Consider the following 26,993-nt stretch of genomic DNA (forward strand, 5'->3'; position numbering starts at 1 on the left):
GGGCGGCCGGGTCACATGTGGACCACGGGGGCGGCGTCGGGGTCGTGGACGGGGGCGCCGCGCCGGTAGAGCAGGAAGCTGACGACGACACCGGCCACGAAGAAGAGGGCCGACCACCAGTACGCGGTCGAGTAGGCCTCCAGACCGGCCTGGGCGACGACGGCGGGGTCCTTCGGGTTCCGGTCGGCCAGATAGTCCGCGGCGGCGCTGGTGGAGAGGGTGTTGAGCAGGGCGGTGCCGAGGGAGCCGCCGACCTGCTGCATGGTGTTGACGGCGGCGGAGGCGACGCCTGCGTCCTCGGCGGCGACCCCGTCCGTGGCCAGACTCATCGCGGGAGCCATGATCAGGCCGAAGCCGAGTCCGGCGAGGACCAGCGGCGGCAGGATGTCGGTGGTGTACGAGCTGTCCAGGTCGAGGGCGGTCAGCCAGGCCATCGCGGCGGCGGCCATGCCCATGCCCAGCGGGACCACCGGCTTGGGGCCGAGGCGCGGTATGAGCACCGTGGAGGCGAGCGTCGAGGTCAGCATCAGCCCGGCGATCATGGGCAGGAAGGCGAGACCGGTCTCGACGGGCGTGTAGCCGAGGTTCTGCTGCAGGTAGTAGGTGAGGAAGAGGAAGACACCGAACATGCCCGCGCCGATGATCAGCACGGAGACGAACGACGCGCCGCGGTTCCGGTCGAGCAGGACGCGCAGGGGCAGCAGCGGATGCGGCGAGCGGGTCTGCCACACCGTGAACGCGGCGAGCAGGACCGTCCCGGCGAGCAGGAAGCCCCAGGTGGCCGGTGCGTCCCAGTCGTGGCTCTCGGCGTTGGAGAAGCCGTAGACCAGGCAGAACAGTCCGGCGGAGACCAGGACCGCACCGGGTACGTCGATCCTGGCGGTCCTGTCGCGGCTGCCGCGGCCGAGCAGGATCAGCCCGCCGACGAAGGCCGCCGCGGCGAAGACGAGGTTGACGTACAGGGTCCAGCGCCAGTCGAGGTGCTCGGTCAGCACGCCCCCGAGCAGCAGGCCGACGGCACCGCCGGCGCCCGCGATCGCGCCGTAGACACCGAAGGCCCTGCCGCGCTCCTTGGGGTCGGTGAACGTCGTGGTCAGCAGCGACAGGGCGGCCGGGGCGAGCAGCGCCCCGAAGAGGCCCTGGCCCGCCCGGGCGGCGACGAGCATCTCGAAGCTGCCGGCCGCGCCGCCGACGGCGGAGGCGCCGGCGAAGCCCACCAGTCCCACCAGGAAGGTCGGCTTGCGGCCGAACAGGTCCGCCGCGCGGCCCCCGAGCAGCAGCAGGCTGCCGAAGGCGAGGGCGTAGGCGGTGACGATCCACTGCCGGTCGCCGTCCGAGAACCCCAGGTCCTGCTGGGCCGAGGGCAGCGCGATGTTCACGATCGTGGCGTCCAGCACCACCATCAGCTGCGCCAGGCCGATGACGGCGAGGATCCACCAGCGGTGGCGGTGGGGCGGGTCGACGGTCGCCGGGGGCGGCGGGGGTCCGGACGTGCCGGTCTCTGTGCCGGAGACGGTTCGAGGCATGACGGAACTCCTGAGGAGGCGAGGTTTCGGGAAGCCACGGCATTTCGGGAAGCCACAGCGGGCGAGCGGGCCGACGACCCACCCTGACACCTGTCAGATTAACGGTAATCTGACAGGTGTCAAATAGCGGGCCCGTGGGTCCCTAAAATGGGCGCGGACCGCCCGCACCGCGTACGGGCAGGCGCCCGAGCGATGGAGGCAAGCGTGGGAGCAAGAGCCGAATCCGCCCGTCGGCCGGGACGTCCCGGCGCGGACACTCCCGCCCTGCCGGAGGAGGAGAGCATCCTCCGGCGCGGCCTGGAGGCCTTCGCCGAGCTGGGCTACGACCGGGCGTCAGCCCGCGAACTGGCCCGCCGCCTGGGCGTCAGCCACAACTTCATCAACGACCGCTACGGCTCCAAGGCCGCGTTCTGGCGCGCGGTGGTGGACTCCGTCCTGGGGGCGCAGGTGGCCCGTATGCCCGAGTCCGACCCCTCGCTCGACGACGAGGAGAACCTGCGGCGGCTGATCACCGCCTTCTACCGGACCGCCGCCGACACCCCCCTGGTCGGCCGGCTCTTCGTCGACGAACTCAACCAGGACACCGAACGGTTGGACTACCTCTACGACAACTACATCGGTGTCGTCGTGGGCGAGATGGCGTCCTGCGTCGATCGCCTCGTCGCCGCCGGACGGATGGCCCCCGTCCCGATGGACGTGCTGTTCTTCGCCGTCGTCCCGACCGTCTCGGGCATGCTCGACGTGCCTCTCGCCCGCCGCCTCGGCCGCTCCGCCGCCTCCTCTCCCGAACAGATCGCCGCCACGGCGGAGTCACTGGCGTCGCTCGTGCTCGACGGGTTGCTCGGGACGGGCGGGAAGGGGCGCTCCTGAGTCCGGGGCCGTCCTGCCGGGGCCCGGGACATCACTCCGCGTGAGCCGGGATCCGTAGCCCCACCTCCCAGCCGCCGTCGGCCGTCGGGCCCGACTCCAGGGTGCCGCCGAGGAGTTCGGCGCGTTCCCGCAGTCCGACGAGGCCCTGCCGGGAACCGGGGAGCGGCAGGGAGGGGCGGACGGCGGGAGTGTTCGTGACGGTGGCACCGAAGGACGCGCCGTCGTCGGCACACCAGAGCCGTACGGTGGCGGTGGCGCCCGGGGCGTGCTTGCGGACGTTGGTGAGGGCCTCCTGCACGGTGCGGTAGACGGCACGCTGGGCGGGGGTGCCGATGTCCGGCGGGAGTTCACCCGTCAGGTCGGTCTCGATACCGCTCGTGGTGACCAGCCGGTGGAGGTCGGCCAGGGTGGGCTGCGGGGTGAGCTCCGTGGCCCGGCCGCCGGAGGCGCGCAGCAGGGTCACCATGTGGCGCAGTTCGTCGAGCGTGTCGACGCTGAGGGAACGGATGGTGCGGGCGCCCTCCTTGGCCTCCGGGTCCCGGGCGGCGACCTGCAGCGCACCGGCCTGCACGGCGATCAGGCTGACCTGGTGGGAGACGACGTCGTGCATCTCACGCGCCAGCTGGGCGCGTTCGCGGGCGAGCACGGCCTGCGAGTGCAGCAGCCGTTCGTGTTCCCGCGCGTCCTCGATCTCGACCAGACGGCCCGCCAGGTCCCGCCGCGCCTGCACGAGTTGGCCCAGCAGGACGGGGGCGGCGGCGGTGGCGAGTTGGTAGAAGAAGAACACGACCGTCCAGTTGCGGTCGTGCGAGCTGACGTCGATCAGCGGCCAGGGGGTGGCGGAGGCGAGCGCGAACAGCACGGCGCACATGCCGAGCAGACGGCGGTCGCGTGACCGTTCCGCCAGGGTGAACAGGGCCGCGAACGGGGCGAACACGACCTCCAGCATCAGCGCGGCCGGCAGTGTGCACGCGAAGACCGCGAGCGGGAACCGCCGGCGCAGCGCGAGGGCGGCGCAGCCCCCGGCCGCGATCGCCGTGGCGAGGGGCGAGGCGTCCCACAGGTTGAGCACGAGGTCGACGACCGCGATCGCGACGACCACGGCGTCCACCACCGGCTCCGGCACCCGCGCCCACCACGCCCCGGCTCTCCACGCGGTCATCGGCCCGCCTCCGGCGAGCGCCGCGGGCCGTTGTCGAGCAGCCCGGCCCGCTGTGCGAGCAGCGCGGCCTGCACCCGGCTGCTCACCCGCAACTTGCCGAGGATCGCGCTGACATGATCTTTCACGGTGCCCGCGCTGAGGTGGACACGGGCGCCGATGTCGGCGTTCGACAGGCCCTCCGCGATCAGCACGAGCACCTCCCGCTCGCGTCCGGTGAGCCGTCCCACACGGGCGGCCTCCAGGTCGTCGACCGCTCGGGCCCCGGGATGGCTCTGCCAGACGGCCCGGGACGCCTTCGGTGACATCACCACGCCGCCGGCCATCAACGTCCGCACCAGTTGGGCGAGTTGCTCGGGCTCGGTGTCCTTGAGCAGGAAACCGGCCGCGCCGGAACGCAGCGCGGTGAGGATGTACTCGTCGGCGTCGAACGTCGTCAGCATCGCCACCACCGGCGGTTCCGGCAGCGCGCGCAGCTCCCGCAGCACGGTCAGGCCGTCGACGTCCGGCATCCGGATGTCGAGCAGCACCACGTCCGGCGCCTCTCGCCGCACGGTCTCGACCGCGTCCGCGCCCGTCGCCGTCGCGACGACCTCGATGTCCTGCGCCGCGCTCAGGATCAGCTTGAAGCCGGACCGCACCAGGGCCTCGTCGTCGACCACCATCACCCGGATCACACGCGTCCCGCCTCGTCGTCCCGTGCGCGCGTCGCCGCCCGCACCTCACCGTCCACTGCCACCCCTCCGACCGTAGAGCGGGCCCGCCCCCGAACGACGGCCGGGCCCCACACTCCCGCCACTCGGGGGGAGCGTTCCAGCCGTACGGGGGGAGACCGGGGCCGACGCCGGGGGCGGCAGCCATCCGGCACCGCCCCGAGGCGACAGGTGCCCGCCGACCGTCCTCCGGGACGGGCCAAGAGCGGGGCTGCGGGACGGGGGTGGGGGAAGGGCTGCCAGGACGGGTCAGGGGCCTCGGGGACGGGTCAGGAGTCGGCAGGGGCACGGCCCCCGGAGGGGACGACAGGAGGGGCTGCGGCTCCCCGGGCGGGGCCCCGGATCGGCTCGGCGGGCAGGGGCACGAACCCGACCCCTCACACTACGGATCCGCCGACCGGTGGCTCCCGGTGGCCTCCACTGGTGTCCCGCGGCTTCCCGCTGGCTCGCGGGGACGGGCCGGTCAGTCCTGGCGTCGCGGCACCGTGTCGAGCAGCTCGGTGGCTGTCCGTCCTGCCGGGGTGGCGGTCAGTTCGGCGAGGTGGCGGAAGGTCTGCTCGGCCGGGCGGGCGGGCCAGTCGGACGGGAGGTGACGGGCGGGGAGCCGGGGGTCGGTGCGGATGGTCCACAGCCACTCACTGACCAGCCGCAACCGGGTGCCGATCGGATCGTCGCCCGCGCCGGCCCCCGATCCCAGGAGGGCCGTCCAGCGTTTGTCGAAGGTGACGTAGCGGGCGGCGATGCTCTCCAGGTCCCAGGTGTCGCGGATCATCAGCTCGATGTCGGTGGCCACGTCCGCCTGCGCGTGGAAGATCTTGACGTGGTCGGTGAGCCCGAGCTCGGCGACGACCCCGGCGATGTCGACGCTGCCGGGGGCGATCCAGAGCCCGCTGTAGAGGGCGCCGAACCCGGACCAGGTCAGCCGCGAACGCAGGTCGTGCCGCTGGCGTTTCCACGAGTCGGGGAGGGAGAAGCCGAGGAGGGTCCAGGTGCCGTCCCAGTCGTCGTTGACCGCGCCCTGCTCCCAGATGCGGGTGTGGCCGTCCCACAGGACGCGCGACGCCTGCGGGGTGAGGCCGAAGTACATCTTGCGGCCCTCGCGCCGGCGCCGCAGCAGGCCGCGGTTGACCATCCGGGTCAGGGTGGAGCGTACGGCCTGTTCACCGACGCCGACCCGGCCGAGCACATCGATGATGCTGCCCGAGTACACGCACAGATCACCGTCGCCCTCCTCCAGCACGTGGTTGCCGAAGAAGGCGAGCATGAGCGACTGCGGGCGCGGCTGCGGGCCGTCCGAGGCGTCGCTGTCGGCGGTGCCGCTGTCCGGGGTGTCCAGGATGTCGTAGTCCTCCACGGGGGCAAGCGTACGACCGTCCACCGACACTCCGACGCCCGCCCGCCCCACATCACCGGCACCGGGATGGCGCCCCGTCAGGAGCGCGGGGAACCGCGCGAGAAGCTCCACCGGCCCGCGGCCGGGCGACGCCCCCCCCGCACCCCCGACGGGAGCGCACGGCATCCTCTAGGACGCCACCCCTTCCTTCACGGCGCCCTCGACGACCGTCGCCTCGCCCAGTGACTCCCGGTGCGTCTCGCGTACGAACCACACGGTCACCGCCGTGATCGCGGCACCCCCGCAGATCAGCAGGGCGACCGGCGTCCCGGAACCCCCGTTCGCCGCGACCAGGCTCCCGGCGATCATCGGGGAGAACCCCGCCCCGATCAGCGTGGCGAGCTGATAGCCCAGCGAGGCCCCGGTGTAGCGGACCCGCGTGCCGAACATCTCGGTCAGCAGCGCCCCCAGCGGCCCGTACATCACCGACTGGGCGATGCCGTGCCCCAGCACGACCGCGAGGATCAGCAGCCCCGGCGAGCGGGAGTCCACCAGTGCCAGGACCGGGAAGGCGAGGGCGGCCGAGGCGACGGCACCGGCCAGGACCACCGGACGGCGCCCGACGCGGTCGGACAGCGCCGACGCGCACGGCAGCACCACCAGCGCCACCGCCGCGGACACCGTCAACGCCGTGAGCACCTGCGGCCGGGGATACCCGATCCCCGTCGCGTACGCGATCAGATAACTGGTCAGCAGCGACTGCGCGGTGAACGCGCCGATCCCCACACACGCCGCCAGCACCAGCGCCCGCGGCCGGCGCAGCACGTCGACGATCGGCATCCGGGCCTCCGCGCGGTCCTTCTTGACCTTGGTGAAGAGAGGGCTCTCCACGACCTTGAGGCGGACGAAGAGTCCGACGCCCAGCAGCACCACGCTCAGCAGGAACGGCACCCGCCATCCCCACGCCGCGAACTGATCCCTGGGCATGGCCACCACGAGCGTCACGACCAGCGAGGACAGCAGGGAGCCCAGCGGTGCTCCCATCTGCGTGAAGCTCGACCACAGTCCGCGCCGCCGCTCACCGGCGTGTTCGACGACCATCAGCGTGGCCCCGCCCCACTCACCACCGATGGCGACGCCCTGCACCACCCGCAGGGTGATCAGCAGCACGGGCGCCCACACGCCGATGGTGCCGTAGGTGGGCAGCAGGCCGATGAGGAAGCTCGCGCCGCCCATCAGGCCCATGGTCAGCAGCAGCATCGACTTACGGCCCAGCCGGTCGCCGAAGTGCCCGAACACGATTCCGCCCAGCGGACGGGCGACATAGCCGGCGGCGAAGGTGCCGAACGCGGCGATCGTGCCCACGGCCGGATCCGCGCCGGGGAAGAACAGCTCCCCGAACACCAGCGCGGCGACCGTTCCGTAGACGAGGAAGTCGTAGAACTCGACAGCGGTACCGAGCAGTCCGGACAGCGCCACGCGGCGCAACTGGCGCGTGCGCTCGGTCTGTTCGGCCTGCGCGGAGTTCGGGGGCGGTGAAGCGACGGGGGACGAGGGCATCGCGGTCTCCCTGGGCCGGGGGAAGGACACCGCGAACTTAGGTGCTTGTCTGATTGTCGTCAAGAAAGTGCACAACATTGACAGCTCAGGGACAGTGGGGTCCGTCAAGAACAGTGGGAACCGTCGAGCCCGTTCCGTCAGGGAGGCACACCAGCCATGTCCACCATCGCCGTCATCGGAGCCGGGCCGGGTCTCGGCGCGGCCGTCGCCCGTCGCTTCGGCCGTGAGGGGTTCGCCGTGGCGCTGGTCGCCCGCGACCCGGAGCGCACGAAGGCGCTCGCCGCCGAACTGGCCGACGGAGGTGTCACCGCGCAGGGGTTCGCCGCCGACGTACGTGACCCGCGGGCCCTGACCGCCGCGCTCGACGCGGCGCACACGGCGCTCGGCCCGATCGAGGTCCTCCAGTACAGCCCCCTGCCGCACCCGGACTTCATGCGGCCGGTGCTGGAGGCGAGCCACACCGATCTGGTCGGCCCGATCGAGTTCTCCGTCTACGGCGCGGTCGCCGCCGTACGCCAGGTGCTGCCCGGTATGCGCGCCCTCGGTCGAGGCACGATCCTGTTCGTCAACGGCGGTACGGCCGTGGTCCCGCACCCCGACCGGGCCGGGACGTCCGTCGCGTTCGCCGCCGAGAGCGCGTACGGCCACCTGCTGCACGACACCCTCGGGGCCGAGGGCGTCCATGTCGCGCAGTTGGTGGTGCCCGGCGCGATCGTCCCCGGGCACCACCGCAAGGATCCGGCCGTCCTCGCCGACACCCTCTGGGGCATCCACCGCGACCGCCACGGCTTCCGGCACTTCGCCGACGACCTCGACGCCTGACGGTCGGCACGGTCGGCGCGCGGGCGTCCGTGGGCGGTGTCAGGCTGAAGGCACAGGCGCAGGCACATGCACAGGCACCGAGAACGCGAAGGGGAATCCCGTGATCACCACTGACCTGAAGCCCGGCTCCCCCTGCTGGCTGGACCTCGGCGTGCGCGACATCCCGGCCGCGGCGGCCTTCTACCGGGCGGTGCTGGGCTGGGAGTACGAGCCCATGGGCGGCGAGGGGGAGGAGGAGGCGGAGGGCTCGGGCGGAGTCTTCCGCAAGGACGGCAAGGTCGTCGGCGGGCTCGGCGAACTCACCGAACAGGGCGCGCGTTCGGCCTGGATGATCTACTACACCGTCACCGACGCGGACGCCACGACGCGGGCCGTGGAGGGCGCCGGCGGCACGGTGCGGGTGCCGTCGAGGGACCTCGGCGACTGGGGGCGGATGGCGCAGTACAGCGATCCGCTCGGCGGCCAGTTCGCCGTCTGGCAGCCGGGGACGAACGCGGGCTTCGAACTCGCGGACGAGCCGGGCTCGCTGTCCTGGACCGAGCTGTACACGACCGACGTCCCGGCCGCCAAGGAGTTCTACGGCGGCGTGCTCGGCTGGCAGTTCGGCGAGATGCCGCTGCCGGGCGACGGGGGCTCGTACACGCTCGTCACCCCCGCCGGGCTCCCCGAGGAGCGGATGCAGGGCGGCCTGATGCAACTCCGCGCCGAGGACCTCACCCTGACCGGCGGACGGCCGTACTGGCACCCCGTCTTCGCCGTCACCGACTGCGACGCGGCCGTGGCGGCGGTCACCGGGAACGGCGGCAGTGTGCAGATGGGCCCCGAGGACGCGCCGGGCGTCGGGCGGCTGGCCGTCTGCCTCGACCCGTCGGACGCGGACTTCGTCGTCCTCGCCGCCGAGAGCTGACCCTCCGCACCCCTCCCGCGCGCCTGGCCACGCCACCGTCCCCGTGACGGTGGCGTGCTCACCGTTGCGGAAAACGAAATCAGCGTCCATCATCCCACCAACAGGAATCCTGTTAATTCAATGTTGGAACGATGGGCGGTACGATCATGTCGTTCGGTGCGAGAATCCAGGCCAGAGGGGTCCAGTTGCTGCTCAGCGGCGTCATGACCCGCGTCCACCAGGACCTGCGCTTCACCGACGTCCCGAAGCGGACGGAAAACCTGCGGGTGGAGACCGGCGCCGGCCCGGTCGACTGCACCGTCTACCGCCCGCCGACCACGGCCGCCGCCCCCGCTCCGGTCTACGTCAACTTCCACGGCGGCGGCTTCATCGTGGCCCGCCCCGAACAGGACGACCACATCTGCCGCTACATCGCCGCGACGGCCGGCTGCGTCGTCGTCAACGTGGACTACGCCGTCGCCCCGCAGCGCGTCTTCCCCACCGCCGTCACCCAGGCCTACGACGTCGTCGAGTGGGTCGTGGCGAACGGCGAGGCCCAGGGCTGGGACGGCTCGCGGGTCGCCGTCGGCGGACACAGCGCGGGCGCCAACCTGACCGCCGGGGTCTGCCGGACCGCCCGCGACCGGGGCACCTTCACACCGCGCCTCCAGATCATCGACTCCGCGCCGCTCGACCAGGTCGCCGACCCGGCCACCAAGCGGTCCCGCATCGCCAAGCCGCTGCTCAGCCCGCAGCTCATGCGGATCTTCACCGCCGCCTACGTCCCGGATCCGGCCGACCTCGCCGACCCCCTGGCCTCACCCGGCCTCGCCGACGACCTCGCGGGCCTGGCGCCTGCCCTCGTCATCACCGCCGAGAACGACCGCCTGCGCGACGAGGGCGACGCCTACGCCGAGGCCCTGGCGGCCGCCGGGGTCCCGGTCACCCACCGCGTCTTCGAGGGCGTCGACCACTACTTCACCCACACCGGCCCGGTGCCGGCCGGCAAGGAGGCGATCGACCTGATGGCCACCGCCCTGCGCACGGCCTTCGACGCGACGGTTCCCGACGCGGCGGCTTGACGGCCCGCGCCCCCGGGGCGGCGCGGGCGACTGACGTGGTCAGCGTGCGGTGCGGGCGCGTTCGTACAGGACGGGGTCGTGGGCGTTGACGACGGTCAGATCGGCGTCGGCGCGGCGGTGCAGTTCGGCGAGACGGGCGTGGTTGGCGCGCACCTGCTTCAGGTCGTGCGCCAGCAGGCTCTCCACGGTGCGCAGGGCACGCGGGACGGGCGAGCGTCCGTCGAGCGTGCCGCGGTGGAAGAAGGCGTCGCCGGCGTGCAGGATCCAGCCGCTTCCGGTGTCGACCGCGACACAGGCGTGACCGCGGGTGTGCCCCGGCAGGGACACCAGGGCGATTCCCGGGGCGACGGCGTCGAGTTCCTTGGCGGCGGCGAATCCGCGCCACGCCTCGCCGTCCGGAGTGTGCTCGACGATCTTCGGCCCGTGGGCCCACTGCGCCGACCGGTACCGGGACCGTTCCCGCCGGGACGGGGAGACCATGGCCCCCAGGGCCTCGGCCGCGGTCGTGTGGACCTGGGCGTCGGGGAAGTCGGCCACGCCGCCGATGTGGTCGAAGTCGAAGTGCGTGACGACGATGTGCCGCACGTCGTCACGCCGGAACCCGAGGGCCTCGACCTGACGCGCGGCCGTCTCCTCGGCCCGGAGTACGGGCCTGATCAGATGCCGGGAGTACCCCACCCGGCGTCCGGGCTCGGCGATGTCACGCAGCCCCAGCCCGGAGTCCACCAGCACCAGTCCCCCCGGCGCCTCGACGAGCAGGACGTGGCAGACCAGAGCGCCGGTGAGCGGGAGCATGGTCCCGCAGTTGAGGTGGTGCACCTGCACGGCAGTACCGCCTTAGGGGTGTCGAGGAGACCTGGCGCACAGCGTACGGCCGGACCTCCGCGCGGACGGTGAGATGTCGCCCCCGACGGGCAGCGGGGTCAGCCCAGGTCGAACAGGTTCGGCAGCCGCAGGTGGTACCGGGTGCGGTCGTGGCGCTTGAGCGCCTCGAGCTCGGGCGCCCGGTACAGCGGGGTGACGGCGCACCGTTCGGCGGACGAACCGATCCGGTCCAGCAGGGCGTTGACGGCCTGCCGGGCCGAGGTGTTGGCGCCCTCCATGGTGGCCAGGTCGATGGGTACGGCCACGTAGTCGCCGGACAGGAAGAGGTTGGGGATCCGCGTGGCGGACCGCGGCCGGTGGTGGAAGGTCCCTGTCGGATGGATGAGCAACTGCTCGTCGTTGACCGGGTTCGGGGTGCCGAGCCCGTCCACGGCCGGGTCGAGGAACCAGGAGTGCAGCACGGAGTCCTTCAGGACCGTACGGCCGGTGTCGTTGAGCGCGGCCTTCAGCTGCGCCCACACCTCACGGGCGACCTCGGCGCGGGTGCACTGCTTGGCGGTCTTCCCGTACAGGATGCCCGGCCGGTCCCACTCGGAGACGTCCACGGAGAGGCAGTCCGCGACGGTGCCGTCACCGAAGTCGGCGGGGAAGTCGTGGCCCGGCCAGTGCTGCGCCTGCGCGATCGCGGTGAGCGACCAGGGGGAGTCGATGAGGTCGAGATGGCCGTGCAGGATCGGCGTGCGTTCGGTCAGATAGAACTGGATGCCGGTCATCCAGTCGGTCTGCAGCCGGTCACACGCGGCCAGTTGGGGATCGGCGGCGCGCACGGCGGAGTTCCAGGTGCGCCGAGCGTGCTCGACCGGCATGGCCGAGATGTAGTGGTCGGCCGTGACGGTCCGCCGGGCGCCCGCCGGGTCCTCCACGACGGCCCCGCCGATCCGGCCCCCCTCCAGCGTCAGGTCCCGTACGCTCCAGCCGACCCGGAACTCGACGCCGAGCGACCTCAGATACGTCACCCACGGGTCGATCCAGGCCTCGTTGGTGGGCGCGTTCAGGATCCGGTCCAGCGGGCCGTCCGCGCCCCGCCCCAGCAGGTTGAAGGCGAAGGCCTCCAACAGGGTGGCGACGGTCCGGGTGCTGGCCTCCTCCGCCTTGGTGGCCACGATGTTGCGGGTGATGCCGACGGCGAGGATCCGCTGGTAGTCGAACGACATCTGCCCGGCCCGTACGAACTCCCACCACGGCGTCTGCTCCCAGGTCTCGTCGCGGCGTTCGTCGCAGCTGGTGAGGAAGACCAGGAAGCGGTTGGCGAAGTAGAGGGCCTCGTGGAGCGGGAGGTTGAAGGCGGTGTCCAGCACCGAGGTGACGGCGCGGCGGATCTCGTCGGGGGTGAGCTCGGCGGGGCTGTTGTCCGGCCAGGGCAGCGGGATCCTGATGTCCTCCCGGCCGCCGGACCGGGCGAACAGCATCTCCTTGGGGGCCACGAGATTGTCGTGCACGCCCTGGGCGTTGCCCGGGAACGGGATGCGGCGCATGGTGTCGGGCAGGTTGTGATAGATCCCCGGGATGAAGCGGAAGCCGTGTTCCCCGGGCAACGGGGCACGGCCGCCCGTACCGCTGCCCGGCACGTCCATGCTGCGGGCCTTGCCGCCGAGCGCCTTGCGTTCGTAGACCGTCACCCGGAAGCCGCGTTCGGCGAGTTCGTGCGCGGCCGTGAGCCCGGCGACGCCCCCGCCCAGGACGGCCACGGTCGGTGCGGCGGCACCCTCCTGGGCCGCCGCCCGCCCGGTGGTGCCCAGAGCGACGGCGCCACCGGCGGCCGTCGCCGTACCCAGGAACCCTCTGCGTGTGGTGCCGCCCCACGTGCCCATCGCCCACCCCTTACCGTCGGTAACCATTGGCGTACGAAGATTAGGAGCGGCACACCGATCCCGGAAGGCGACCGACGCGACCCGCGTCACTTTGGCTTGATGCCGCATCAGACGGCGGCTCACGGAGACCGCTCGCAGCGGCCGCACACGGCCGCGCACGGCCGCGCACGCCGCGTCCCGCCGTGCGCCCGACAGGCATGGCCGGTGTGGCGTGTGTCACCGCGGCTGGATTGAGTGGGGGGCCCGGGGCGTTCACGTACCCTCTCGTGACGCATGGGACCAGGACTGCGAGGATGTGGCTCGATGACCGCTGGGGGGTGCTCCCGCACGCTCAGGGCCGCCGTGTTCGCGGCGGTCTGCGTGCTGCTCACCTCCCTCGGACACGTCATGATGTCGGGGACCCCGGTGCCCTGGTGGGCCTTGGTCGCGGGAGCGGTGGCGACCGGCGGCGCGGCCTGGTGGGCGGGCGCCCGGGAGCGCGGACCGCTCCTGGTCGGCTCCGCCGCGGTCGCGGCCCAGGCCGCCCTCCACGTCATGTTCACGCTCGCCCAGACGGCCGCGACGGGCGCCGTGCCCGCCACGGCGCCGATGGACCACCCGACGGGAGCCCTGCGGTCGCCGTCGACGGACCACGCGGGCGCGGGGATCGCGCACGGGCCGCATCACGCCATGGGCGACCTGCCCCCGACGGGCATGCTCGCCGCCCATCTGCTGGCCGCGCTGTTGTGCGGCCTCTGGCTCGCCCACGGTGAGCGGGCCGCCTTCCGCATCCTGCGGGCGCTCTCCGGCTGGCTGACCGCGCCGCTCCGCCTGGTCCTGCGGCCGTCCGTCCCGCCGTACCGCCCGCGGGTCCGCGCCCGCCGCGCCCGTACGGACCGCGAGCCGCGCCGCTACCTCCTCACCCACGCGATCACCTCCCGGGGGCCACCGGTCGGGACCGCTGTCGCCGTCTGACGACAGCCGTTCACCCGGGGACGCCTCCGGAGACGACGCTCGCTCTGTCGGCTCCACGCCCCGGGCAGGCGCCGCACCCCCGTGCCCGACGCATCAGCCCCCGGCCGATCCGCGTGCGCGGGGCCGCCTCGTGTCCCACCACAGTCTTCAGCCCGCCCGTTCAAGGGAGTTCCCCCGTGCACCGCTCCACCATGTCGCGCACCCTGCGTCGATCCGGCGCGCTCACCGCGATCGCCTTCGCGTCCGTCCTCGCCGTCGCGGGGCCCGCCGCGGCCCACGCGGAGGTCGAGGCGGAGGGCGCCCGCGCCCTCGACCAGAACGTCGAACTGACCTTCTCCGCGGAGTCGGAGTCCGCCTCCGCCGGCATCACCAAGCTGGAGGTCGTCCTGCCCGAGGGCATCGCCCCCGCCGACATCACCTACGAGAAGGGCCCGGACGGCTGGAAGTTCGCCCCCACCAGCCGGGGCTACACCGTCTCAGGCGAGAAGCGCGCGGTGGGGGAGGACGTCGAATACGTCGTCACCGTACGGCAGTTGCCCGACGCCAAGGCGCTGGTCTTCAAGACCCTGCAGTCCTACAGCGACGGCAAGGTGGACCGCTGGATCGAACTGGAGGAGGAGTCCGAGGGCGACGGCCACGGGCACGGCCACCCCGCGCCCCGGCTGGACCTGAAGCCCGCCGCGCCCGGCGCGAAGCTCGTCAGCCCCACGCCCACACCCTCCGCGGAGCCCACGACGGCCGCCCCCACGACCGACGCCACGACGGAGTCGGACGCCGGGACGCCGTCCGCCGAGCCGGCGGCGGAGAGCACCGACGGCGACGACGGTCTCTCCCCGGCCGTGCCGCTGGGCATCGGCGCGGCCGTTCTCGTCGCGGTCGGCGGCGGAGTGTGGTGGTTCCGGAGCCGTCGCGGCACGACCGCCTGACCCCGGGAGCCGAGGCGGGCCCGGTCTCGGGGTGAGCCCGGGCCGCCGGACGGTGAATCGGCCACGAGGGGGTATGCGGATGTCGGTCAGCTGCCGTGGGGAAAGGATCGAGGATGACCGACGACGCCTATCTGTTCCTGCTCGACGACGAGTCCGTGCCGCTCGGCGTGGCCCCCGCCGCCGTCGAGGATCTCGCCTGCATGGAGACTCCCGCCGTTCGCGCGTGGCTGGACGCTCAAGGGACCACGCCGACCTCCGCGCACCTGCGCCTGCTGCCGCCGGAGGAGACGGCGGCCATCCCCGAGGACGCGGAGCGGCTGCCCGTCCCGCTGAGCGACGAGGAACTGAGCCGGGTCCGCCACCGGCTGGCGCCGGAGCCGCTCGCCCGGATCGAGGACGAACTGCTCGCCTACCGTGACTGCGCCGACGGCCGGGACGGCCTGATCGGACGCGCCCTCGCCGCGGGCGTGCCACCGCACCGCATCGTCGAACTGACGGGGATGGACCCCGACACGGTGACGGCCGCGGCGAACGGCTGAGACGCTCACCATGGGCACCGTCGTACACGTCCCGCAGACGCGGGACATGATCGGGGAGGAACTGTCCGGCGACGAGGCGCTGACCGCGCTGAGGCGCTACGGGGGCCGCCGGCTGCTCCTCGACGCATTCGCCCGGTTCCGCTACGCGGACGGCTTCTCGCACTCCCGTTCGCTCGCCTTCCAGATCGTCCTGGGCCTGGTGCCGTTCACCATCGCGCTGGTCGGCGTGGCCACCACCGTGCACACGGAGAGCGTGGGCCGGATCATCGAGCTCACCGTGGGCCGGATCGTGCCGGGCGCCAGCGCGAGTCTGGTCGAGGAGGCGCTGGACGCCACCGCGCGCAGCGCCGGCTCCGGCTTCTGGAACGCCGTCGCCATGTGGCTGGGACTGGCCTTCGCCCTGCTCAACCTCGCCTCGGCGATGGGGCAGGTGGAGCGGGGCGCCAACCGTATCTACGGCGTCGAACGCGACCGGCCCTTCCTGGCCAAGTACGGGCGGGCGCTGCTTCTCGCCCTCGCGGCGGGCATGCCGATGGTCCTGGGATTCCTCGTGCTCGTCGCCGGGGACGCCGTGGGGGCCGCGGTGGTGGAGGCCCTCGACTGGTCACGGGGGTGGCTCGACTGGTGGGGGCCTCTCGACGTGCCGCTGGGCGTCCTGCTCGCCTGGGTCGCGTCGGCGGTGATCTTCCGCTGGGCCCCGCGCAGGGACCAACCGGGCTACACCTGGCTGGCGTTCGGCTCGGCGGTCCACCTGGTCCTGTGGGTCACGGCCACGTGGCTGCTGGCGCTCTACGTCGCGAAGAGCGGATCGTTCGGCGCCGTGTACGGACCGCTGACGGCGTTCGTCGCCCTCCTGCTGTGGGCCAACCTCACGGGCGTCGTGCTGTTCCTGGGCATCGCGTTCGCCGCCCAACTCGAAGCGGCCCGCGCCGGAATCACGGAGGCGGTACGCCCGGACCCGGGGCCGGGGCCGTGACCCCGGTCGGGGCGGGCGGGTCATCGGTCCGTGACGGGGGTGCGCGTCTCCACGCGGTGGTCGTAGTACGCCCACACCGCCACGCCCACCACGGCGGTGAGCCCCACGGCCACGACGCGGACGACGCCACTGGTCGCGTAGCCCACCAGCCCGGTGGCCGCCCCGCCGCACAGCATGATCATGCGGCTGACGAAGCGCTGCTGCGGCTGAGGGTCCTCGCGGTCCTTCAGATCGTGCAGGGCCTCCCGGGCGGCCCGCCCGGAGCCGCGCCGGGCCCGGGCCCGGGCCCGGTAGTGCAGCCCGTAACTGATCAGCAGGTACAGCGCCAGAGCGCCCATGGCCCACAGCAATCCGTTGCCGTCCGCGCTCCCTCCCCGTGCCAGATACATGACTCTCCTCCCCTGAGGCTCCATGAGCACAAGCACGTCCCCGCCGTCCGAATGCCCCGGGCGTCCGCTTCCGAACTCGGCAGGAGAGGCACCTTCAGGCCATTTCGCCGCTCGTCCGGTCCGGACGAGGCCGGCCCTCCCGAGGCAGCTGGGGTGGCATGGATGAAACCATCGCGGGTACGGGCGCGTATGTGAGGGGGGAATGAGGGCGGGACACGTGGGATCGAATGCCGACGGTGACGGCTGTAGCGGACCGGAGAGGTGCTTGATGCGGGCCGGATACGCCCTGGGTGGCGAGGACGGCTGCATCGCCGATGCCCGCCACCACGCCCTCGCCTTCCTCGACCGCGCCCACGCCGATCATCGACTGGTCGTCTCCGCACGGGTACGGGACCTCACGCAGCTGGTGGTCAGTGAACTGGTCACCAACGCCCGCAAGTACGCCCCCGGTCCCGTGCTCCTGGAGCTGCGTGTCACCGCCGACAGCGTGGACATCGTCGTCTGGGACAGCGACCCCACGGTGCCCGCGGCCCGGGCCGCCGACCCCGACCGGATCGGGCAGCACGGGCTGGAGATCGTCAAGGCCGTGACCGAGGATCTTTTCATCGAACAGGAACCGGTCGGCAAGCGCATCACGGCACGCATCGCCCTGGCGGACCCCTCGCCGCCCGGCAGCGGCCGGTAGCGACGGGGGAGATCAGAGGACCACGGCCATACCGACGAGGCCGACCACTATCAGTGCCACCACCACCATGAGCAGGACGAGGGACATCGAACTCCATCCCCTGCGCGGTGCGGGCGGCTCCGGATGGGAGATCCCGGAGGTCCCCCCTTCGCCGGGGGGTGTCTCACCGGGTGGCACCCCACCGTGTATGTCGGCTCCGGGCGTTCGCCGGGGGCCGGGATCAGGAGTCGTCATGGCGCACGCTCCCTTCAGCGGCGTGACCAGCTACTTGTTGGGCTTGGTGGAGCTGATGTCGCCGAGGGCCGACTCGGGGTCGCGCTCGATGGCCAGGTCGCCGAGGGAGACGATGCCCACCGCGTGCTGCTCCGCGTCGACGACCGGCATACGACGGACCGAATGCTCGCGCATCAGTTCCACCGCACGGCTGACGTCGTCGTCGGGGCCCACCGTGACGAGGTCGTCGCTGCACGCGTCGGCCACGGTCGTCCGGTTCGGGTCGCCGCCCTCGGCCACCGTGCGGACCACCAGGTCGCGGTCGCTGACCAGTCCCCGCAGCCGCTCGCCCTCGGTGACCAGAACGGCGCCGATGTCCTCGTCCCGCATCATCCGGGCCACGGTCGCCACCGACGTCTGCGGTTCGACGGTCACCGGGGCGCTTGTCATCAGCTCGCTGACATGCTGAGTCATGGGAACCCATCCCTCCGTGGAGTGGGACGGCGCCTTCGCCGCCGCTCGGTCTCCCGAGTACCCATAAGCGACAAAACCCCACGCGATCGCATCGGAAGCCTCCACAGGGGAACCCGCCGGTCCCAACCATCCCGACCAACCCTGACCATCCCTGAAGTGAGTGAGGTGTCACAGATGTCCAACCCGCAGCAGCCGGAACAGCGGCGCAGTGACAAGGGCGGTGCCACACCGCAGGACAGCGCCGAACTGAAGGCGCGGCAGTCGGAGACGAAGAGCGGCCACGCCCACGGCACGGACAAGGGCGGCAAGGGCGGCAAGGGCGGCGGCAAGGGAGGAGGGGTGCCGCCGGGTCAGCAGCCGGAACACCCGTAGTCACCGTGTGGCCCCCGGATCCCCGGGTACTCGCGTGAGGCGCGATACGGGTCTGTCGGGTGTTCCGATCCGGCACCGGACAGCTCGTGGCGGCGGTGTCGCCGTCGTGCCCGAGGGAACGGAGGTGGCCGATGGCGGCGCTCACGCTGATGTCGACGTCGACGCTGCTGTTCACCCCGCCGGGCGTGTACGCCCCGCAGGGGGACACCGAACTGCTCGTGCGCGCCCTGTGCCGCGAGGACGTCGACGCATCCACCGACGTACTCGACCTGGGGACCGGCAGCGGCGCCGTCGCCGTAGAGGCGGCGCGTCTGGGCGCCCGGGTGACCGCCGTGGACATCTCACGGCTCGCCGTGTTCACGGCGCGGGTCAACGCGCTGCTCGCCCGTCGGCGGGTCCGTGTCCGGCGCGGTGACCTCACCACGGCGGTCGCGGGGCGCGCGTACGACCTGGTGATCAGCAATCCGCCCTATGTGCCCTCGCCCGCCGACCGGATGCCGCGCGGGGGCCGGGCGCGGGCGTGGGAGGCCGGACCGGACGGCCGGGTGTTCGTGGACCGCCTCTGCGCGGCGGCACCCGGGCTGCTCCGGCCCGGCGGGGCTCTGCTGGTCGTCCACTCGGGCCTGTGCGGCACCGACGCCACGCTGCGAGGGCTCGAGCAGGGCGGACTGCACGCCTCGGTCGTCGACCGGGCCGAGGTGCCCTACGGCCCGGTACTGCGCTCCCGCCGCCCCTGGCTCGTCCGCCAGGGCCTGATCGACGAGACCGACAGCCACGAGGAACTGGTCGTCATCCGCGCCGAACGCCCCTGACCGCGCGCCACGCCAGGCCCACGCGAAACACCCCCGCCGACCACGGACCAGCCCTCCACCGGCACCCTCCACAGCCCCGGCGAACGAACCACGCACGGCTCGGCGGCGACGAGCCGGTCGGCGAGGGCGTCGGGCGCCTCGGGCCCGCGATGATGGGAATTCGGCATCGGCGGCAGCTTCGTCACCTGTCGGTGCCCCGCGTTCCTTGACGGTCCTGCGCGCATGAGGCTCTGGATCCGCTCGGTACTCGCGCGTCGTCGGCCCTTCACGCTGCCGTCGGGGTGCCGCTGCGCCGGCACCCCGAGCCCGTCGGCCCTGGCACCCTCGGCACCCGGCGCGCTGGGCCCCCGGGCCCGCCCGGTATACCCGTCCGGTGCCGGTGATCGCTCCGCCCTCGGCGGCGGCCTCGTGCGACGCCTTCGGCCCCTCGCGCCCCGCGGCCCACCCCGCACCCCCGGCCCACCACCACCCCCGGCGTCCTGAGCCCGCCCGCTTGCCCGGAGGCGGTCACGTCCTGTTCTGGCGGTGGTCGGTGCTGGTGCGGCGGAGGTTGGTGGTGTGGCGGGTGATGTCGTCGACCTGGGCCGCGATCTCGGGGTGGCCGGGGGCCAGGTACGTGTGCGTGTCCGCCAGGGGGGCGATGAGGGCGGCGGCGTCGTCGTCCGCGAGGGCGGCGGTGAGTTCGACGACGGGGGTGCGGGCGGCGGCGGGGAGGTCGGTCAGCGCGGCGATCCGACCGGCGAGCCCGCGCAGGTCCGCGGCGTTGGCGCGGGCCCAGGTGGTCACGGTCCGGTCGGCGGCACGGCGGTCGCGGGTGGCCTGTACACGCTGTTCGCCCGTGGATCCGGGCCGCCCGGGGCGTACCCGCAGATAACGGCGCTCGGCGGCCTGGCGGCTGGAGACCCCCAGGGGGTGCGCGAGGTCGGCCCAGCTCGCGCCCGCGTCCCGGGCCGCCTCGATCAGCCCCGCCTCCCACTCGGCGAGCTGATCACGCGCCTCGCGGAGCGACAGGAGCGCGGCGAGCGCCTGCTCCGAGCTGGTCGCTTCGGACTCGGGACGCTCCCCGTCCCGGGGCGTCCGGGCGGTGTGCAGGGCCTCGTGGATCGTGTCCAGCGCGGCTGCGGCCGCCAGGAAGGACGTGGGGGTGAGACCGCCGGGGTCGGAGGCGGGCTTGGGAGTGGTGGTCATGGGCCCTCCAACACGATGTCGTCGTATCGACGACTTTCCACTTGTCATCACTTGGATGACATGTTACAACGAAGGCAGGTGAAACGCATTGGCAGGACGTGCCTGACCCGAACACTGGAGGTGTTTGACGATGTTGATGCGCACCGATCCGTTCCGTGAGCTGGACCGCCTCACCCAGCAGCTCCTGAACACGACCGGCACCTGGTCACGCCCGTCGGCGATGCCGATGGACGCCTACCGCGAGGGCGAGGAGTACGTGATCGCCCTCGATCTGCCCGGTGTGTCCCCGGACGCGATCGATGTCGACGTCGAGCGGAACATGCTCACCGTCAAGGCCGAGCGGCGCCCCGTCGCCAAGGCGGACGACGTGCAGATGGAGCTCTCCGAGCGGCCCCTGGGTGTCTTCTCCCGCCAGGTCGTGCTGGCCGACACCCTGGACACCGAGCACATCAAGGCGGACTACGACGCGGGTGTGCTGACCCTGCGGATCCCGATCGCCGAGCGCGCCAAGCCCCGCAAGGTCGCCATCGGCGGCGGCACCGCCCACCGGGAGATCCGCGGCTGAACCCCCGCTCGGCCGCGCCGCTACGGAGGACGGCTCCCCTCCCGCCGTCCTCCGCCCGTCCCACCGGCGGCCGGGACTCAGCCCCTGGCCGCCGCTCCCCTCGCGCCCCCTCGGACGAGAAAGGCGATCGCTTCACGATGTTCTCCCTGCAAGAGCCGTGCCGGCACACCGTGGGCATGACGTTCGAGCAGATGCTGGAAAGAGTGCGCTACGAGGGCGCCTACCCCACCCGCGCACGGGCCGAGGAGGCCGTGCGCGCCGTACTGACCGCCTTCGGCCGCCGACTCACCGGTGACGAGCGCGTCGAACTCGCGGCCAGACTTCCCCACGAGGCCGCTCGCTGCTTCACGGCGGAGATCCCCGACCCCGAACCGGTCACCGGCTGGGGCTTCGTCAAGGACCTGGCGTCCCGCACCGGCGGTACGGCGGCCACGACCCGCTGGGACACCGGGACCGTCCTGCGGATCGTCGCGCAACTCGCGGGCGAGGACCTCCTCGACCGCGTCCTCGCCCAACTCCCGCCCGGCTACGCCCTGCTGTTCGGCCGAGCCGAACTCACCCAGACGCCCACGGCTTCCCTGGTGGGCGCAGGAGCCCCGACCGGCACGACGACTCTCTGAACCACGGCCGCCGGGCCGCTCGTGGACGTGTGCCGGTGCCCGCTCCTCTGGGAGGCTGAGGGGCATGACGGTGCGCGGAGTTCCCGAGTTGTCGCAGCTGACCTGTCCCGACGAGGTCACCGGTGATCTCCGACAGGAGATCGTCGACTGCTGGGGAGAAGTGGCCAACGCGGGCGGCGCGGTGCTCGCCACCGAGTTCCCGCCGCTGCCGGTGAGCGCACGGGACGTCGCCCCCGTGGTCGACGGGCTCGTCCGCCGACTGCACCCGGAGCACGGCAGGCTGCTCGTCGCGACCGTCGGCGGCTCGCTCGCGGGCTGGCTGATCCTGCGCCGCGAGCCGCATCCACTGAGCGCGCACTGCGGCACGGTCAACCACGTCCAGACCCGCCCGTGCCACCGCGGCCGGGGCGTCGGCGTCGCGCTGATGCATCGCGCCCGTGACATCGCGCGGGACGAGATGGGTCTGGAGCGGCTGACGCTCTCCACCCGGGGCGGCATCGGGCTGGAGGACTTCTACCGCAAGATCGGCTGGGTGGAGGTCGGTCGCTGGCCCGGCGCGCTGCGCATCGCGCCGGGCGACGACCGGGACGCGATCCTGATGAGCCTCACCCTCTGAACCTGCCCCTCCGAGCCTGCCCCTCCGAGCCTGCCCCTCTGAGCTCAAGACCCGCCCCCCAACGTCCCGTTCCAGCCGTCCGGCATCCGGAAACAGTCGGAAACGGCCGCCCGTCCACCATGTCGGATTGAGAGGGGCCGGTGCTGGTTACGGTCGTTATGGCTGTCTGCCGACACCGGTACGTACTCCTCGGCGGGAGGAACCGCTGGTATGAGCGACGACCCGTTGTACCTGGAGCCACGGCTGGCACCGCCCACAGCGGCGCTCCTGGAGTCGGCTCCGCTCCTCCACGCCCTCGTGGACGCGCTCGGCTCACCCCTCAACATCGTCCTGCCGGACGGGATCGCCGAGAATGTGCGGCAGTTCCGTTCCGTCTTCGACCGCCACCACCTCGGCGGGCGGATCTTCTTCGCCCACAAGGCCAACCGCTCCAGCTCCCTCGTCCGCCGGCTCACCACGACGGACGCCGCCCTGGACGTCGCCTCGCTCCGCGAACTCCAGCACGCGCTCGGGTCCGGCTTCACCGGAGACCGGATCATGGCGACGGGCCCCAAGGACCCGGAATTCCTCTGGCTCACCGCACGCAGCGGAGCCGTCCTCAACGTCGACGGCCCCGAGGAACTGCGACAGGCCGCCGACCTCGTCCACACCCACGAACTGCCGCCGCTGCGCGTGCTGTTACGCCTCTCCGGGTTCGAGGCGACAGGAGCCGCACGGCTCTCGCGCCGAAGCCGCTTCGGCACCCCGGTGACATCCCTGCACCGGCTGCTCGACGTCCTCGACCGCCACCGGCGGGACCTGGAGCCGATCGGCGTCGGCTACCACCTCGACACCACCGGCCTCGACGAGAAGGCCGCCGCGCTCGACGGATGTCTGCGGGCCATGGAGGAGCTGCGGATCCGTGGTTTCCAACCGCGTGCCATCGACGTCGGCGGCGGCTTCGGCATCGACTACCTGGCCCACGCGGCCCAGTGGGAGCGCTACACCACCGAACTCACCGGCGCCGTCATGGGCAGCCGCCCACCCCTGACCTGGGGCGGCCACGGCTACGGCCTACGGGCCGAGAACGGCACGCTCAGGGGCGCGCTGAGCCTCTACCCCGCCCATCGCCCCGTTGCCGGGGCCGCGTACCTCGACGCACTCCTCTCGCACCCGTCACCGAGCCTGGGGCGCCCGCTGGGCGTCCTGCTGCTGGAGAGCCTGTACGACCTCTACGCCGAACCCGGCCGCGCCCTGGTCGACCAGTGCGGCCTCACCCTGGGCAGGGTCCTGGAGATCCGGTCCGCGGACACCGGGCCGCACCTGGTGCGCCTCGCGATGAACGCGGGGGACGTCGGCCTGGAGGCCCACGGAGTGCTCCTGGACCCCCTGGTCCTGCCCCGCGACACGACCTCCCCCACGGGCGCCGTCGCCGTCCACCTCATGGGAAACCTCTGTCTGGAGGCGGATCTGATCACCCGTCGCACCGTCTACCTGCCCCGGCTCCCGCGCCCCGGCGACCTCCTCGCCTTCGTCAACACGGCGGGCTACTGCATGGACTTCGGCGCCACCCAAGCCCAACAGCAGCCCGTCGCACGAAAGGTGGCCGTCCACCGGCAGGACGGACAGTGGCGGTGGTGTCTGGACGAGGAGTACTGGCCGCTCGGCCGCACAGGGGGTCCGCAGTAATGAGGTACGACACCATCACCGACGCCATCGGCGACACACCACTGGTCCGCATCGACCCGGCCGTCCACGGCCTGCGCAACATCGACCTCTACGCCAAGCTGGAGATGCTCAATCCCTTCGGGTCGCTCAAGGACCGGGCCGCGTGGAGCATGACCCGGCACGACATCGCCGGAGCCAAGGAGCGCGGCGAGACGATCGTGGAGCTGTCCAGCGGCAACACCGCCAAGGCCCTGGCCCTCATCGCCGGCCTGCACGGACTGCCGTTCAAGAGCGTCACCAACCGCATGCGCGTCCCCGAGATCAAGGACCTGCTCCTGCTGCTCGGCGCCGAGATCGAGGAACTCCCCGGCCAGACCGAATGCCTCGACCCGACCGACACCGAGGACCCCCTGACCCTCTTCCACCAGCGGCTGAACCGCCCGGGCGGCGCCCACCTGCACACCGACCAGTACTTCAACGCCCTCAACACCGAGGCCCACGCCACCGGAACGGGCCCGGAGATCATCGCCGACCTGGACGGCCGCGCCCCCGACTGGTTCATCGCCTGCGTGGGCACCGCCGGATCGTCCACCGGCGTCGCCAGGGCGCTGCGCGCGCACGACCCGGCGGTACGCGTCGTCGGACTGGTCGGCCGGAAAGGGGATTTCATCCCCGGCATCCGTACCGTCGACGAGGTGCAGGAGGTCGGCATCTTCGACCCGGCCACCTACGACACACTGGAAGCGGTGAGCGCCGACGAGGCCATCGACGGGATGCTCACCCTGCTCCGCCGCTGCGCACTGCTCGCCGGCCCGACCGGCGGGGCGGCCTACCACGGTGCCGTCCGTCATCTCGCCGCCGTGGACGCCGAGTTGACGCAGCGGAAGACAGCCGTCTTCATCGTCTGCGACCGGGCGGAGAGTTACCTCGGCTACGTCCGGCAGCGCCGCCCGGACCTGCTGGGCCGCCCTCCGGCGAGGAACGCGGCCACGGCCCCGACCGACAGCGAGATCCGCTCGGTGAAGGTCGTCGACGTCGACGAGGCGCAGAAGTGGATCGCCGAGCAGCGCCCCCTGGTGATCGACCTGCGCGGCCCCTTCGCGTACGCGGCGCTGCACATCGACGGCTCGGTGAACATCGTCGACGAACTCTTCGAGGAACTCGTCCGGCACGGGCTGCCGTTCAGCAAGCGGCAGCCCGTACTGCTCGCCTGCCCGGTCGGCGAGAAGTCGGCCCGGTACGCGGCCCTGCTCACCCGGATGGGCCACCCCGACGTGCGCAGCCTGTCCGGCGGCGTCATCGCCTGGCGGGACGCGGGCGCTCCCCTGGTGCGTGACTGAGATGACTGATCCCGCCACGGAGCTGGCCGAACTGGCGGCGTGGCAGCGGCCGTTGCGCGCCCAGTTCCCGATCATCGCCGCGCACCCGGACCTGGCCTACCTGGACAGCGCGGCCACCAGCCAGAAACCGCGGCCCGTCCTGGACGCCGTACAGACGTATCTGACCACGACCAACGCCAACGCGGGCCGGGGCTCCTATCCCTGGGCCAACACCACCACCGCGCTGGTGGAGAACACCCGGGAGCGGATCAAGGAGTTCCTCGGGGACCCCGACCCGGAACGGTCGTCGGTGCACTTCACCAGCGGGACCACCGCGGGGCTGCGCACGATCGCCCTGGACTGGCTGCCCGCCCTCCTCACCGACGGGGACGAGATCGTCGTCCCGCACGCCGACCACCAGGCCAACCTGTCGCCGTGGCTGGAGGCCGGAGAGCTGCTGGCCAGGCAGGGCGTACGCGTCCGCGTCCGGCCACTGCCGTACCAGGCCGGCTCCGGCGACTACGATCCGCGGGCGCTCGCCGCGCTCGTCGGCCCCCGTACCCGCTTCGTGGCCGCCACCCACGTCCACCACGTCTACGGCGTCGACATGAACGTGCACCGTCTCCGGCAGGTCGTCGGGCCGGACGTGCCGATCTGCCTGGACGCCGCGCAGAGCGTCGGGCACGTGCCGGTCTCGGTGGCCGAACTCGACGTCGACTTCGTGGTGTTCTCCGGCCACAAGACGATGGCCCTGCCCGGTTCCGGCGCGGTCTGGGCGCGGGGCCGGCGCGGACCGGCCCTCCGGCCCGGCGGCTGGAGCGGTACCCCCAACACGGTCGGTGTCGCCGGGCTGGCGGCGGCGCTCGACTGGCTGGCCGCCGCCGGCCCGGACCGGATCGAACGCTGGACCGTGGCGCTGACCTCCCTGCTGACCGACGGGCTGTCCCGGATGGACGCCTACGAGGTGCTCGGCTGCCGGACGAGCCTCAGGGCCGACACCGAGGTGCAGCGGCGCCGGAGCCTCGTCACCTTCCGGCACCGCGAGATCGGCTCGCAGGACCTCGGCTTCATCCTCTTCAGCCGGGGGTTCATGGTGCGCACCGACGGCCACTGCCAGGCGGGCCGCGACGCGGAGGACGGCTCGGTACGGGTGAGCCTGCACGTGCACAACACCCCTGAAGAGATCCAAGAACTGCTCACCACCCTCGCCAGTCTGCAATGATTTCCATTAACAGAACGCAGATTCCGGAGACGGGGGCAGTGCGACAGGCATGGGTCTGAGTACGACGACGGCGGCGCGCTGGGTGGAGCGCTGGGAACGCCAGCAGCAGTTGTACGCGGTCGACCGCGAGGAACGGTTCGAGGTCATCGCGGATCTGGTCGAGCTTGTGACACGCGACCGAGCCGCGCCGCTCGTCCTCGATCTGGGCAGCGGCCCGGGGTGCCTGGCGGCGCGCCTCGCCACCCGCCTGCCGACCGCCGACGTGCTCGCCGTCGACGCGGACCCGCTCCTCCTGGAGCTGGGCAGCGCCCACTACGGCCCCGCCCTGCGCTACGTCAGAACCGTGATCGGTGAACCCGGCTGGCTCGACGCGCTCGCCCTGGAGCGCCCCGTCGACGCGGTGGTGTCGACCACCGCCCTGCACTACCTCGGCACGCAGACCCTGCGGGGCGTCTACCGGGACCTCGCCGGGCTGCTGCGGCCCGGCGGCATCCTGATCAACGGCGACCACATCAGCCCGGACTCCACGAAGGTGTCCGAGCTGGCGATCGACATCGGCCGTCGCCGCAGCGAACGCACCGCCGTGCCGCTCGTCGAGGACTGGGACTCCTGGTGGGCCGGCGCCGCCGCCGACCCCGAACTCGCCCGGCTCCTCTCGCACCGCGCGGACACCGGACGCCCCCGCTGCGAGGGCAACGATCTGACCCTCTCCGGCCATGTCGCCCTGCTGCGCGACGCGGGGTTCGAACACGTCGGCCCGGTCTGGCAGGTGGGCCCCAGCCACGTCCTGGCGGCCCTGCGCTGAGGCGCCTACGCGGTCGCCGCCTCT

29 protein-coding genes are annotated in these 26,993 nt (G+C 72.5%); 18 read left to right on the plus strand and 11 right to left on the minus strand.

Annotation, left to right across the window (positions count from 1 at the left end; translation table 11 throughout):
- Window positions 1–11: 11 nt before the first annotated feature.
- On the minus strand, window positions 12–1,526 hold the full coding sequence (locus PUR53_RS36545; RefSeq protein WP_329911190.1) for an MFS transporter: 1,515 nt from the start codon (window positions 1,524–1,526) through the stop codon (window positions 12–14).
- 204 nt (window positions 1,527–1,730) lie between these two features.
- Between PUR53_RS36545 and PUR53_RS36550 the strand changes: the two genes are divergently transcribed.
- The gene (locus tag PUR53_RS36550; protein WP_329896184.1) at window positions 1,731–2,396 is read left to right on the plus strand and encodes a TetR/AcrR family transcriptional regulator; all 666 of its coding nucleotides are present in this window, start codon (window positions 1,731–1,733) and stop codon (window positions 2,394–2,396) included.
- Between the two features lie 31 nt (window positions 2,397–2,427).
- Here the strand turns inward: PUR53_RS36550 and PUR53_RS36555 are convergent, their stop codons facing one another.
- The 4 genes from PUR53_RS36555 to PUR53_RS36570 form a co-directional block, all read right to left on the minus strand.
- Entirely contained in the window at window positions 2,428–3,558 is a 1,131-nt protein-coding gene (locus PUR53_RS36555; RefSeq protein ID WP_329896183.1) for a sensor histidine kinase, read from the minus strand.
- Window positions 3,555–4,220 carry a response regulator transcription factor gene (locus PUR53_RS36560; RefSeq protein ID WP_329911192.1) on the minus strand — a complete coding sequence of 222 codons (666 nt, stop codon included), beginning with the start codon at window positions 4,218–4,220 and terminating at the stop codon, window positions 3,555–3,557. The genes PUR53_RS36555 and PUR53_RS36560 overlap by 4 nt, the downstream gene beginning before the upstream one ends.
- Window positions 4,221–4,731: 511 nt before the next feature.
- Entirely contained in the window at window positions 4,732–5,622 is an 891-nt protein-coding gene (locus tag PUR53_RS36565; protein WP_329911193.1) for a PaaX family transcriptional regulator, read from the minus strand.
- Between the two features lie 168 nt (window positions 5,623–5,790).
- On the minus strand, window positions 5,791–7,161 hold the full coding sequence (locus PUR53_RS36570) for an MFS transporter (protein WP_329896180.1): 1,371 nt from the start codon (window positions 7,159–7,161) through the stop codon (window positions 5,791–5,793).
- A gap of 156 nt (window positions 7,162–7,317) precedes the next feature.
- On the opposite strand from PUR53_RS36570, the gene PUR53_RS36575 reads away from it, so the two are divergent.
- From PUR53_RS36575 to PUR53_RS36585, 3 genes are all read left to right on the plus strand, one after another.
- Window positions 7,318–7,983, plus strand: coding sequence for an SDR family NAD(P)-dependent oxidoreductase (locus PUR53_RS36575; RefSeq protein WP_329911194.1), 666 nt, complete (start codon window positions 7,318–7,320; stop codon window positions 7,981–7,983).
- A gap of 100 nt (window positions 7,984–8,083) precedes the next feature.
- Complete coding sequence (locus PUR53_RS36580; RefSeq protein WP_329896178.1) at window positions 8,084–8,890, plus strand: VOC family protein; 807 nt, start codon at window positions 8,084–8,086, stop codon at window positions 8,888–8,890.
- Window positions 8,891–9,093: 203 nt separating this feature from the next.
- On the plus strand, window positions 9,094–9,951 hold the full coding sequence (locus tag PUR53_RS36585; RefSeq protein ID WP_443078077.1) for an alpha/beta hydrolase: 858 nt from the start codon (window positions 9,094–9,096) through the stop codon (window positions 9,949–9,951).
- Between the two features lie 39 nt (window positions 9,952–9,990).
- On the opposite strand, the gene PUR53_RS36590 is transcribed toward PUR53_RS36585, so the two are convergent.
- Both PUR53_RS36590 and PUR53_RS36595 read right to left on the minus strand, forming a co-directional pair.
- Window positions 9,991–10,776 carry an MBL fold metallo-hydrolase gene (locus PUR53_RS36590; RefSeq protein ID WP_329896177.1) on the minus strand — a complete coding sequence of 262 codons (786 nt, stop codon included), beginning with the start codon at window positions 10,774–10,776 and terminating at the stop codon, window positions 9,991–9,993.
- A 98-nt stretch (window positions 10,777–10,874) separates the two neighbouring features.
- The gene (locus tag PUR53_RS36595; RefSeq protein ID WP_329911195.1) at window positions 10,875–12,647 is read right to left on the minus strand and encodes a hydroxysqualene dehydroxylase; all 1,773 of its coding nucleotides are present in this window, start codon (window positions 12,645–12,647) and stop codon (window positions 10,875–10,877) included.
- A 303-nt stretch (window positions 12,648–12,950) separates the two neighbouring features.
- Between PUR53_RS36595 and PUR53_RS36600 the strand changes: the two genes are divergently transcribed.
- The 4 genes from PUR53_RS36600 (at window position 12,951) to PUR53_RS36615 (ending at window position 16,042) form a co-directional block, all read left to right on the plus strand.
- On the plus strand, window positions 12,951–13,601 hold the full coding sequence (locus PUR53_RS36600; protein WP_329896175.1) for a hypothetical protein: 651 nt from the start codon (window positions 12,951–12,953) through the stop codon (window positions 13,599–13,601).
- Between the two features lie 176 nt (window positions 13,602–13,777).
- Window positions 13,778–14,527: a DUF1775 domain-containing protein gene (locus PUR53_RS36605; RefSeq protein WP_329896174.1), complete on the plus strand. Its 750-nt coding sequence runs from the start codon at window positions 13,778–13,780 to the stop codon at window positions 14,525–14,527.
- A gap of 113 nt (window positions 14,528–14,640) precedes the next feature.
- Window positions 14,641–15,066, plus strand: a complete 426-nt coding sequence (locus PUR53_RS36610) for a DUF6003 family protein (protein ID WP_329896173.1) — start codon at window positions 14,641–14,643, stop codon at window positions 15,064–15,066.
- Window positions 15,067–15,076: 10 nt separating this feature from the next.
- Window positions 15,077–16,042, plus strand: a complete 966-nt coding sequence (locus PUR53_RS36615) for a YihY/virulence factor BrkB family protein (protein WP_329911196.1) — start codon at window positions 15,077–15,079, stop codon at window positions 16,040–16,042.
- Between the two features lie 20 nt (window positions 16,043–16,062).
- On the opposite strand, the gene PUR53_RS36620 is transcribed toward PUR53_RS36615, so the two are convergent.
- Window positions 16,063–16,431 carry a hypothetical protein gene (locus PUR53_RS36620; protein ID WP_329911197.1) on the minus strand — a complete coding sequence of 123 codons (369 nt, stop codon included), beginning with the start codon at window positions 16,429–16,431 and terminating at the stop codon, window positions 16,063–16,065.
- Window positions 16,432–16,699: 268 nt separating this feature from the next.
- Between PUR53_RS36620 and PUR53_RS36625 the strand changes: the two genes are divergently transcribed.
- Window positions 16,700–17,116 carry an ATP-binding protein gene (locus PUR53_RS36625; RefSeq protein WP_329896170.1) on the plus strand — a complete coding sequence of 139 codons (417 nt, stop codon included), beginning with the start codon at window positions 16,700–16,702 and terminating at the stop codon, window positions 17,114–17,116.
- A 12-nt stretch (window positions 17,117–17,128) separates the two neighbouring features.
- On the opposite strand, the gene PUR53_RS36630 is transcribed toward PUR53_RS36625, so the two are convergent.
- Together PUR53_RS36630 and PUR53_RS36635 are read right to left on the minus strand one after the other, a co-directional pair.
- Entirely contained in the window at window positions 17,129–17,350 is a 222-nt protein-coding gene (locus tag PUR53_RS36630; RefSeq protein ID WP_329896169.1) for a DUF6480 family protein, read from the minus strand.
- 30 nt (window positions 17,351–17,380) lie between these two features.
- Window positions 17,381–17,803 (minus strand): CBS domain-containing protein, encoded by a 423-nt coding sequence (locus PUR53_RS36635; RefSeq protein WP_329896168.1) that lies wholly within the window; start codon window positions 17,801–17,803, stop codon window positions 17,381–17,383.
- A 174-nt stretch (window positions 17,804–17,977) separates the two neighbouring features.
- Between PUR53_RS36635 and PUR53_RS36640 the strand changes: the two genes are divergently transcribed.
- Window positions 17,978–18,175, plus strand: a complete 198-nt coding sequence (locus PUR53_RS36640) for a hypothetical protein (RefSeq protein WP_329911198.1) — start codon at window positions 17,978–17,980, stop codon at window positions 18,173–18,175.
- Window positions 18,176–18,306: 131 nt separating this feature from the next.
- Window positions 18,307–18,987, plus strand: a complete 681-nt coding sequence (locus tag PUR53_RS36645; protein WP_329911199.1) for a HemK2/MTQ2 family protein methyltransferase — start codon at window positions 18,307–18,309, stop codon at window positions 18,985–18,987.
- A gap of 507 nt (window positions 18,988–19,494) precedes the next feature.
- Here PUR53_RS36645 and PUR53_RS36650 read toward each other — a convergent pair.
- Window positions 19,495–20,175 carry a type III effector protein gene (locus tag PUR53_RS36650; RefSeq protein ID WP_329896165.1) on the minus strand — a complete coding sequence of 227 codons (681 nt, stop codon included), beginning with the start codon at window positions 20,173–20,175 and terminating at the stop codon, window positions 19,495–19,497.
- 130 nt (window positions 20,176–20,305) lie between these two features.
- Here PUR53_RS36650 and PUR53_RS36655 point away from each other — a divergent pair, with 130 nt between their 5' ends.
- From PUR53_RS36655 to PUR53_RS36685, 7 genes are all read left to right on the plus strand, one after another.
- Window positions 20,306–20,740 carry an Hsp20/alpha crystallin family protein gene (locus tag PUR53_RS36655; RefSeq protein WP_239758188.1) on the plus strand — a complete coding sequence of 145 codons (435 nt, stop codon included), beginning with the start codon at window positions 20,306–20,308 and terminating at the stop codon, window positions 20,738–20,740.
- Between the two features lie 137 nt (window positions 20,741–20,877).
- Window positions 20,878–21,360 (plus strand): DUF2267 domain-containing protein, encoded by a 483-nt coding sequence (locus PUR53_RS36660; RefSeq protein WP_443078075.1) that lies wholly within the window; start codon window positions 20,878–20,880, stop codon window positions 21,358–21,360.
- Between the two features lie 64 nt (window positions 21,361–21,424).
- Window positions 21,425–21,976, plus strand: coding sequence for a GNAT family N-acetyltransferase (locus PUR53_RS36665; protein ID WP_329896163.1), 552 nt, complete (start codon window positions 21,425–21,427; stop codon window positions 21,974–21,976).
- A gap of 210 nt (window positions 21,977–22,186) precedes the next feature.
- Complete coding sequence (locus PUR53_RS36670) at window positions 22,187–23,644, plus strand: Y4yA family PLP-dependent enzyme (RefSeq protein WP_329911200.1); 1,458 nt, start codon at window positions 22,187–22,189, stop codon at window positions 23,642–23,644.
- Window positions 23,644–24,963 carry a pyridoxal-phosphate dependent enzyme gene (locus PUR53_RS36675; protein WP_329911201.1) on the plus strand — a complete coding sequence of 440 codons (1,320 nt, stop codon included), beginning with the start codon at window positions 23,644–23,646 and terminating at the stop codon, window positions 24,961–24,963. The genes PUR53_RS36670 and PUR53_RS36675 overlap by 1 nt, the downstream gene beginning before the upstream one ends.
- 1 nt (window position 24,964) lies before the next feature.
- The gene (locus PUR53_RS36680; protein WP_329911202.1) at window positions 24,965–26,164 is read left to right on the plus strand and encodes an aminotransferase class V-fold PLP-dependent enzyme; all 1,200 of its coding nucleotides are present in this window, start codon (window positions 24,965–24,967) and stop codon (window positions 26,162–26,164) included.
- Window positions 26,165–26,213: 49 nt separating this feature from the next.
- Window positions 26,214–26,969, plus strand: a complete 756-nt coding sequence (locus PUR53_RS36685; protein WP_329896159.1) for a class I SAM-dependent methyltransferase — start codon at window positions 26,214–26,216, stop codon at window positions 26,967–26,969.
- Window positions 26,970–26,993 lie beyond the last annotated feature (24 nt).

Source organism: Streptomyces sp. SP18BB07 (genome assembly GCF_036322545.1).
In the GTDB taxonomy this organism is placed as follows: Bacteria; Actinomycetota; Actinomycetes; order Streptomycetales; family Streptomycetaceae; genus Streptomyces; species Streptomyces deccanensis.

Coding starts and splice junctions, on each gene's coding strand:
- PUR53_RS36545 (WP_329911190.1), bottom strand. CDS start 1,526: ATGCCTCGAACCGTCTCCGGCACAGAGACCGGCACGTCCGGACCCCCG.
- PUR53_RS36555 (WP_329896183.1), bottom strand. CDS start 3,558: ATGACCGCGTGGAGAGCCGGGGCGTGGTGGGCGCGGGTGCCGGAGCCG.
- PUR53_RS36560 (WP_329911192.1), bottom strand. CDS start 4,220: ATGGTGGTCGACGACGAGGCCCTGGTGCGGTCCGGCTTCAAGCTGATC.
- PUR53_RS36570 (WP_329896180.1), bottom strand. CDS start 7,161: ATGCCCTCGTCCCCCGTCGCTTCACCGCCCCCGAACTCCGCGCAGGCC.
- PUR53_RS36575 (WP_329911194.1), top strand. CDS start 7,318: ATGTCCACCATCGCCGTCATCGGAGCCGGGCCGGGTCTCGGCGCGGCC.
- PUR53_RS36585 (WP_443078077.1), top strand. CDS start 9,094: ATGACCCGCGTCCACCAGGACCTGCGCTTCACCGACGTCCCGAAGCGG.
- PUR53_RS36595 (WP_329911195.1), bottom strand. CDS start 12,647: ATGGGCACGTGGGGCGGCACCACACGCAGAGGGTTCCTGGGTACGGCG.
- PUR53_RS36600 (WP_329896175.1), top strand. CDS start 12,951: ATGACCGCTGGGGGGTGCTCCCGCACGCTCAGGGCCGCCGTGTTCGCG.
- PUR53_RS36610 (WP_329896173.1), top strand. CDS start 14,641: ATGACCGACGACGCCTATCTGTTCCTGCTCGACGACGAGTCCGTGCCG.
- PUR53_RS36615 (WP_329911196.1), top strand. CDS start 15,077: ATGGGCACCGTCGTACACGTCCCGCAGACGCGGGACATGATCGGGGAG.
- PUR53_RS36620 (WP_329911197.1), bottom strand. CDS start 16,431: ATGTATCTGGCACGGGGAGGGAGCGCGGACGGCAACGGATTGCTGTGG.
- PUR53_RS36625 (WP_329896170.1), top strand. CDS start 16,700: ATGCGGGCCGGATACGCCCTGGGTGGCGAGGACGGCTGCATCGCCGAT.
- PUR53_RS36630 (WP_329896169.1), bottom strand. CDS start 17,350: ATGACGACTCCTGATCCCGGCCCCCGGCGAACGCCCGGAGCCGACATA.
- PUR53_RS36635 (WP_329896168.1), bottom strand. CDS start 17,803: ATGACTCAGCATGTCAGCGAGCTGATGACAAGCGCCCCGGTGACCGTC.
- PUR53_RS36640 (WP_329911198.1), top strand. CDS start 17,978: ATGTCCAACCCGCAGCAGCCGGAACAGCGGCGCAGTGACAAGGGCGGT.
- PUR53_RS36645 (WP_329911199.1), top strand. CDS start 18,307: ATGGCGGCGCTCACGCTGATGTCGACGTCGACGCTGCTGTTCACCCCG.
- PUR53_RS36650 (WP_329896165.1), bottom strand. CDS start 20,175: ATGACCACCACTCCCAAGCCCGCCTCCGACCCCGGCGGTCTCACCCCC.
- PUR53_RS36655 (WP_239758188.1), top strand. CDS start 20,306: ATGTTGATGCGCACCGATCCGTTCCGTGAGCTGGACCGCCTCACCCAG.
- PUR53_RS36660 (WP_443078075.1), top strand. CDS start 20,878: ATGTTCTCCCTGCAAGAGCCGTGCCGGCACACCGTGGGCATGACGTTC.
- PUR53_RS36665 (WP_329896163.1), top strand. CDS start 21,425: ATGACGGTGCGCGGAGTTCCCGAGTTGTCGCAGCTGACCTGTCCCGAC.
- PUR53_RS36670 (WP_329911200.1), top strand. CDS start 22,187: ATGAGCGACGACCCGTTGTACCTGGAGCCACGGCTGGCACCGCCCACA.
- PUR53_RS36675 (WP_329911201.1), top strand. CDS start 23,644: ATGAGGTACGACACCATCACCGACGCCATCGGCGACACACCACTGGTC.
- PUR53_RS36680 (WP_329911202.1), top strand. CDS start 24,965: ATGACTGATCCCGCCACGGAGCTGGCCGAACTGGCGGCGTGGCAGCGG.
- PUR53_RS36685 (WP_329896159.1), top strand. CDS start 26,214: ATGGGTCTGAGTACGACGACGGCGGCGCGCTGGGTGGAGCGCTGGGAA.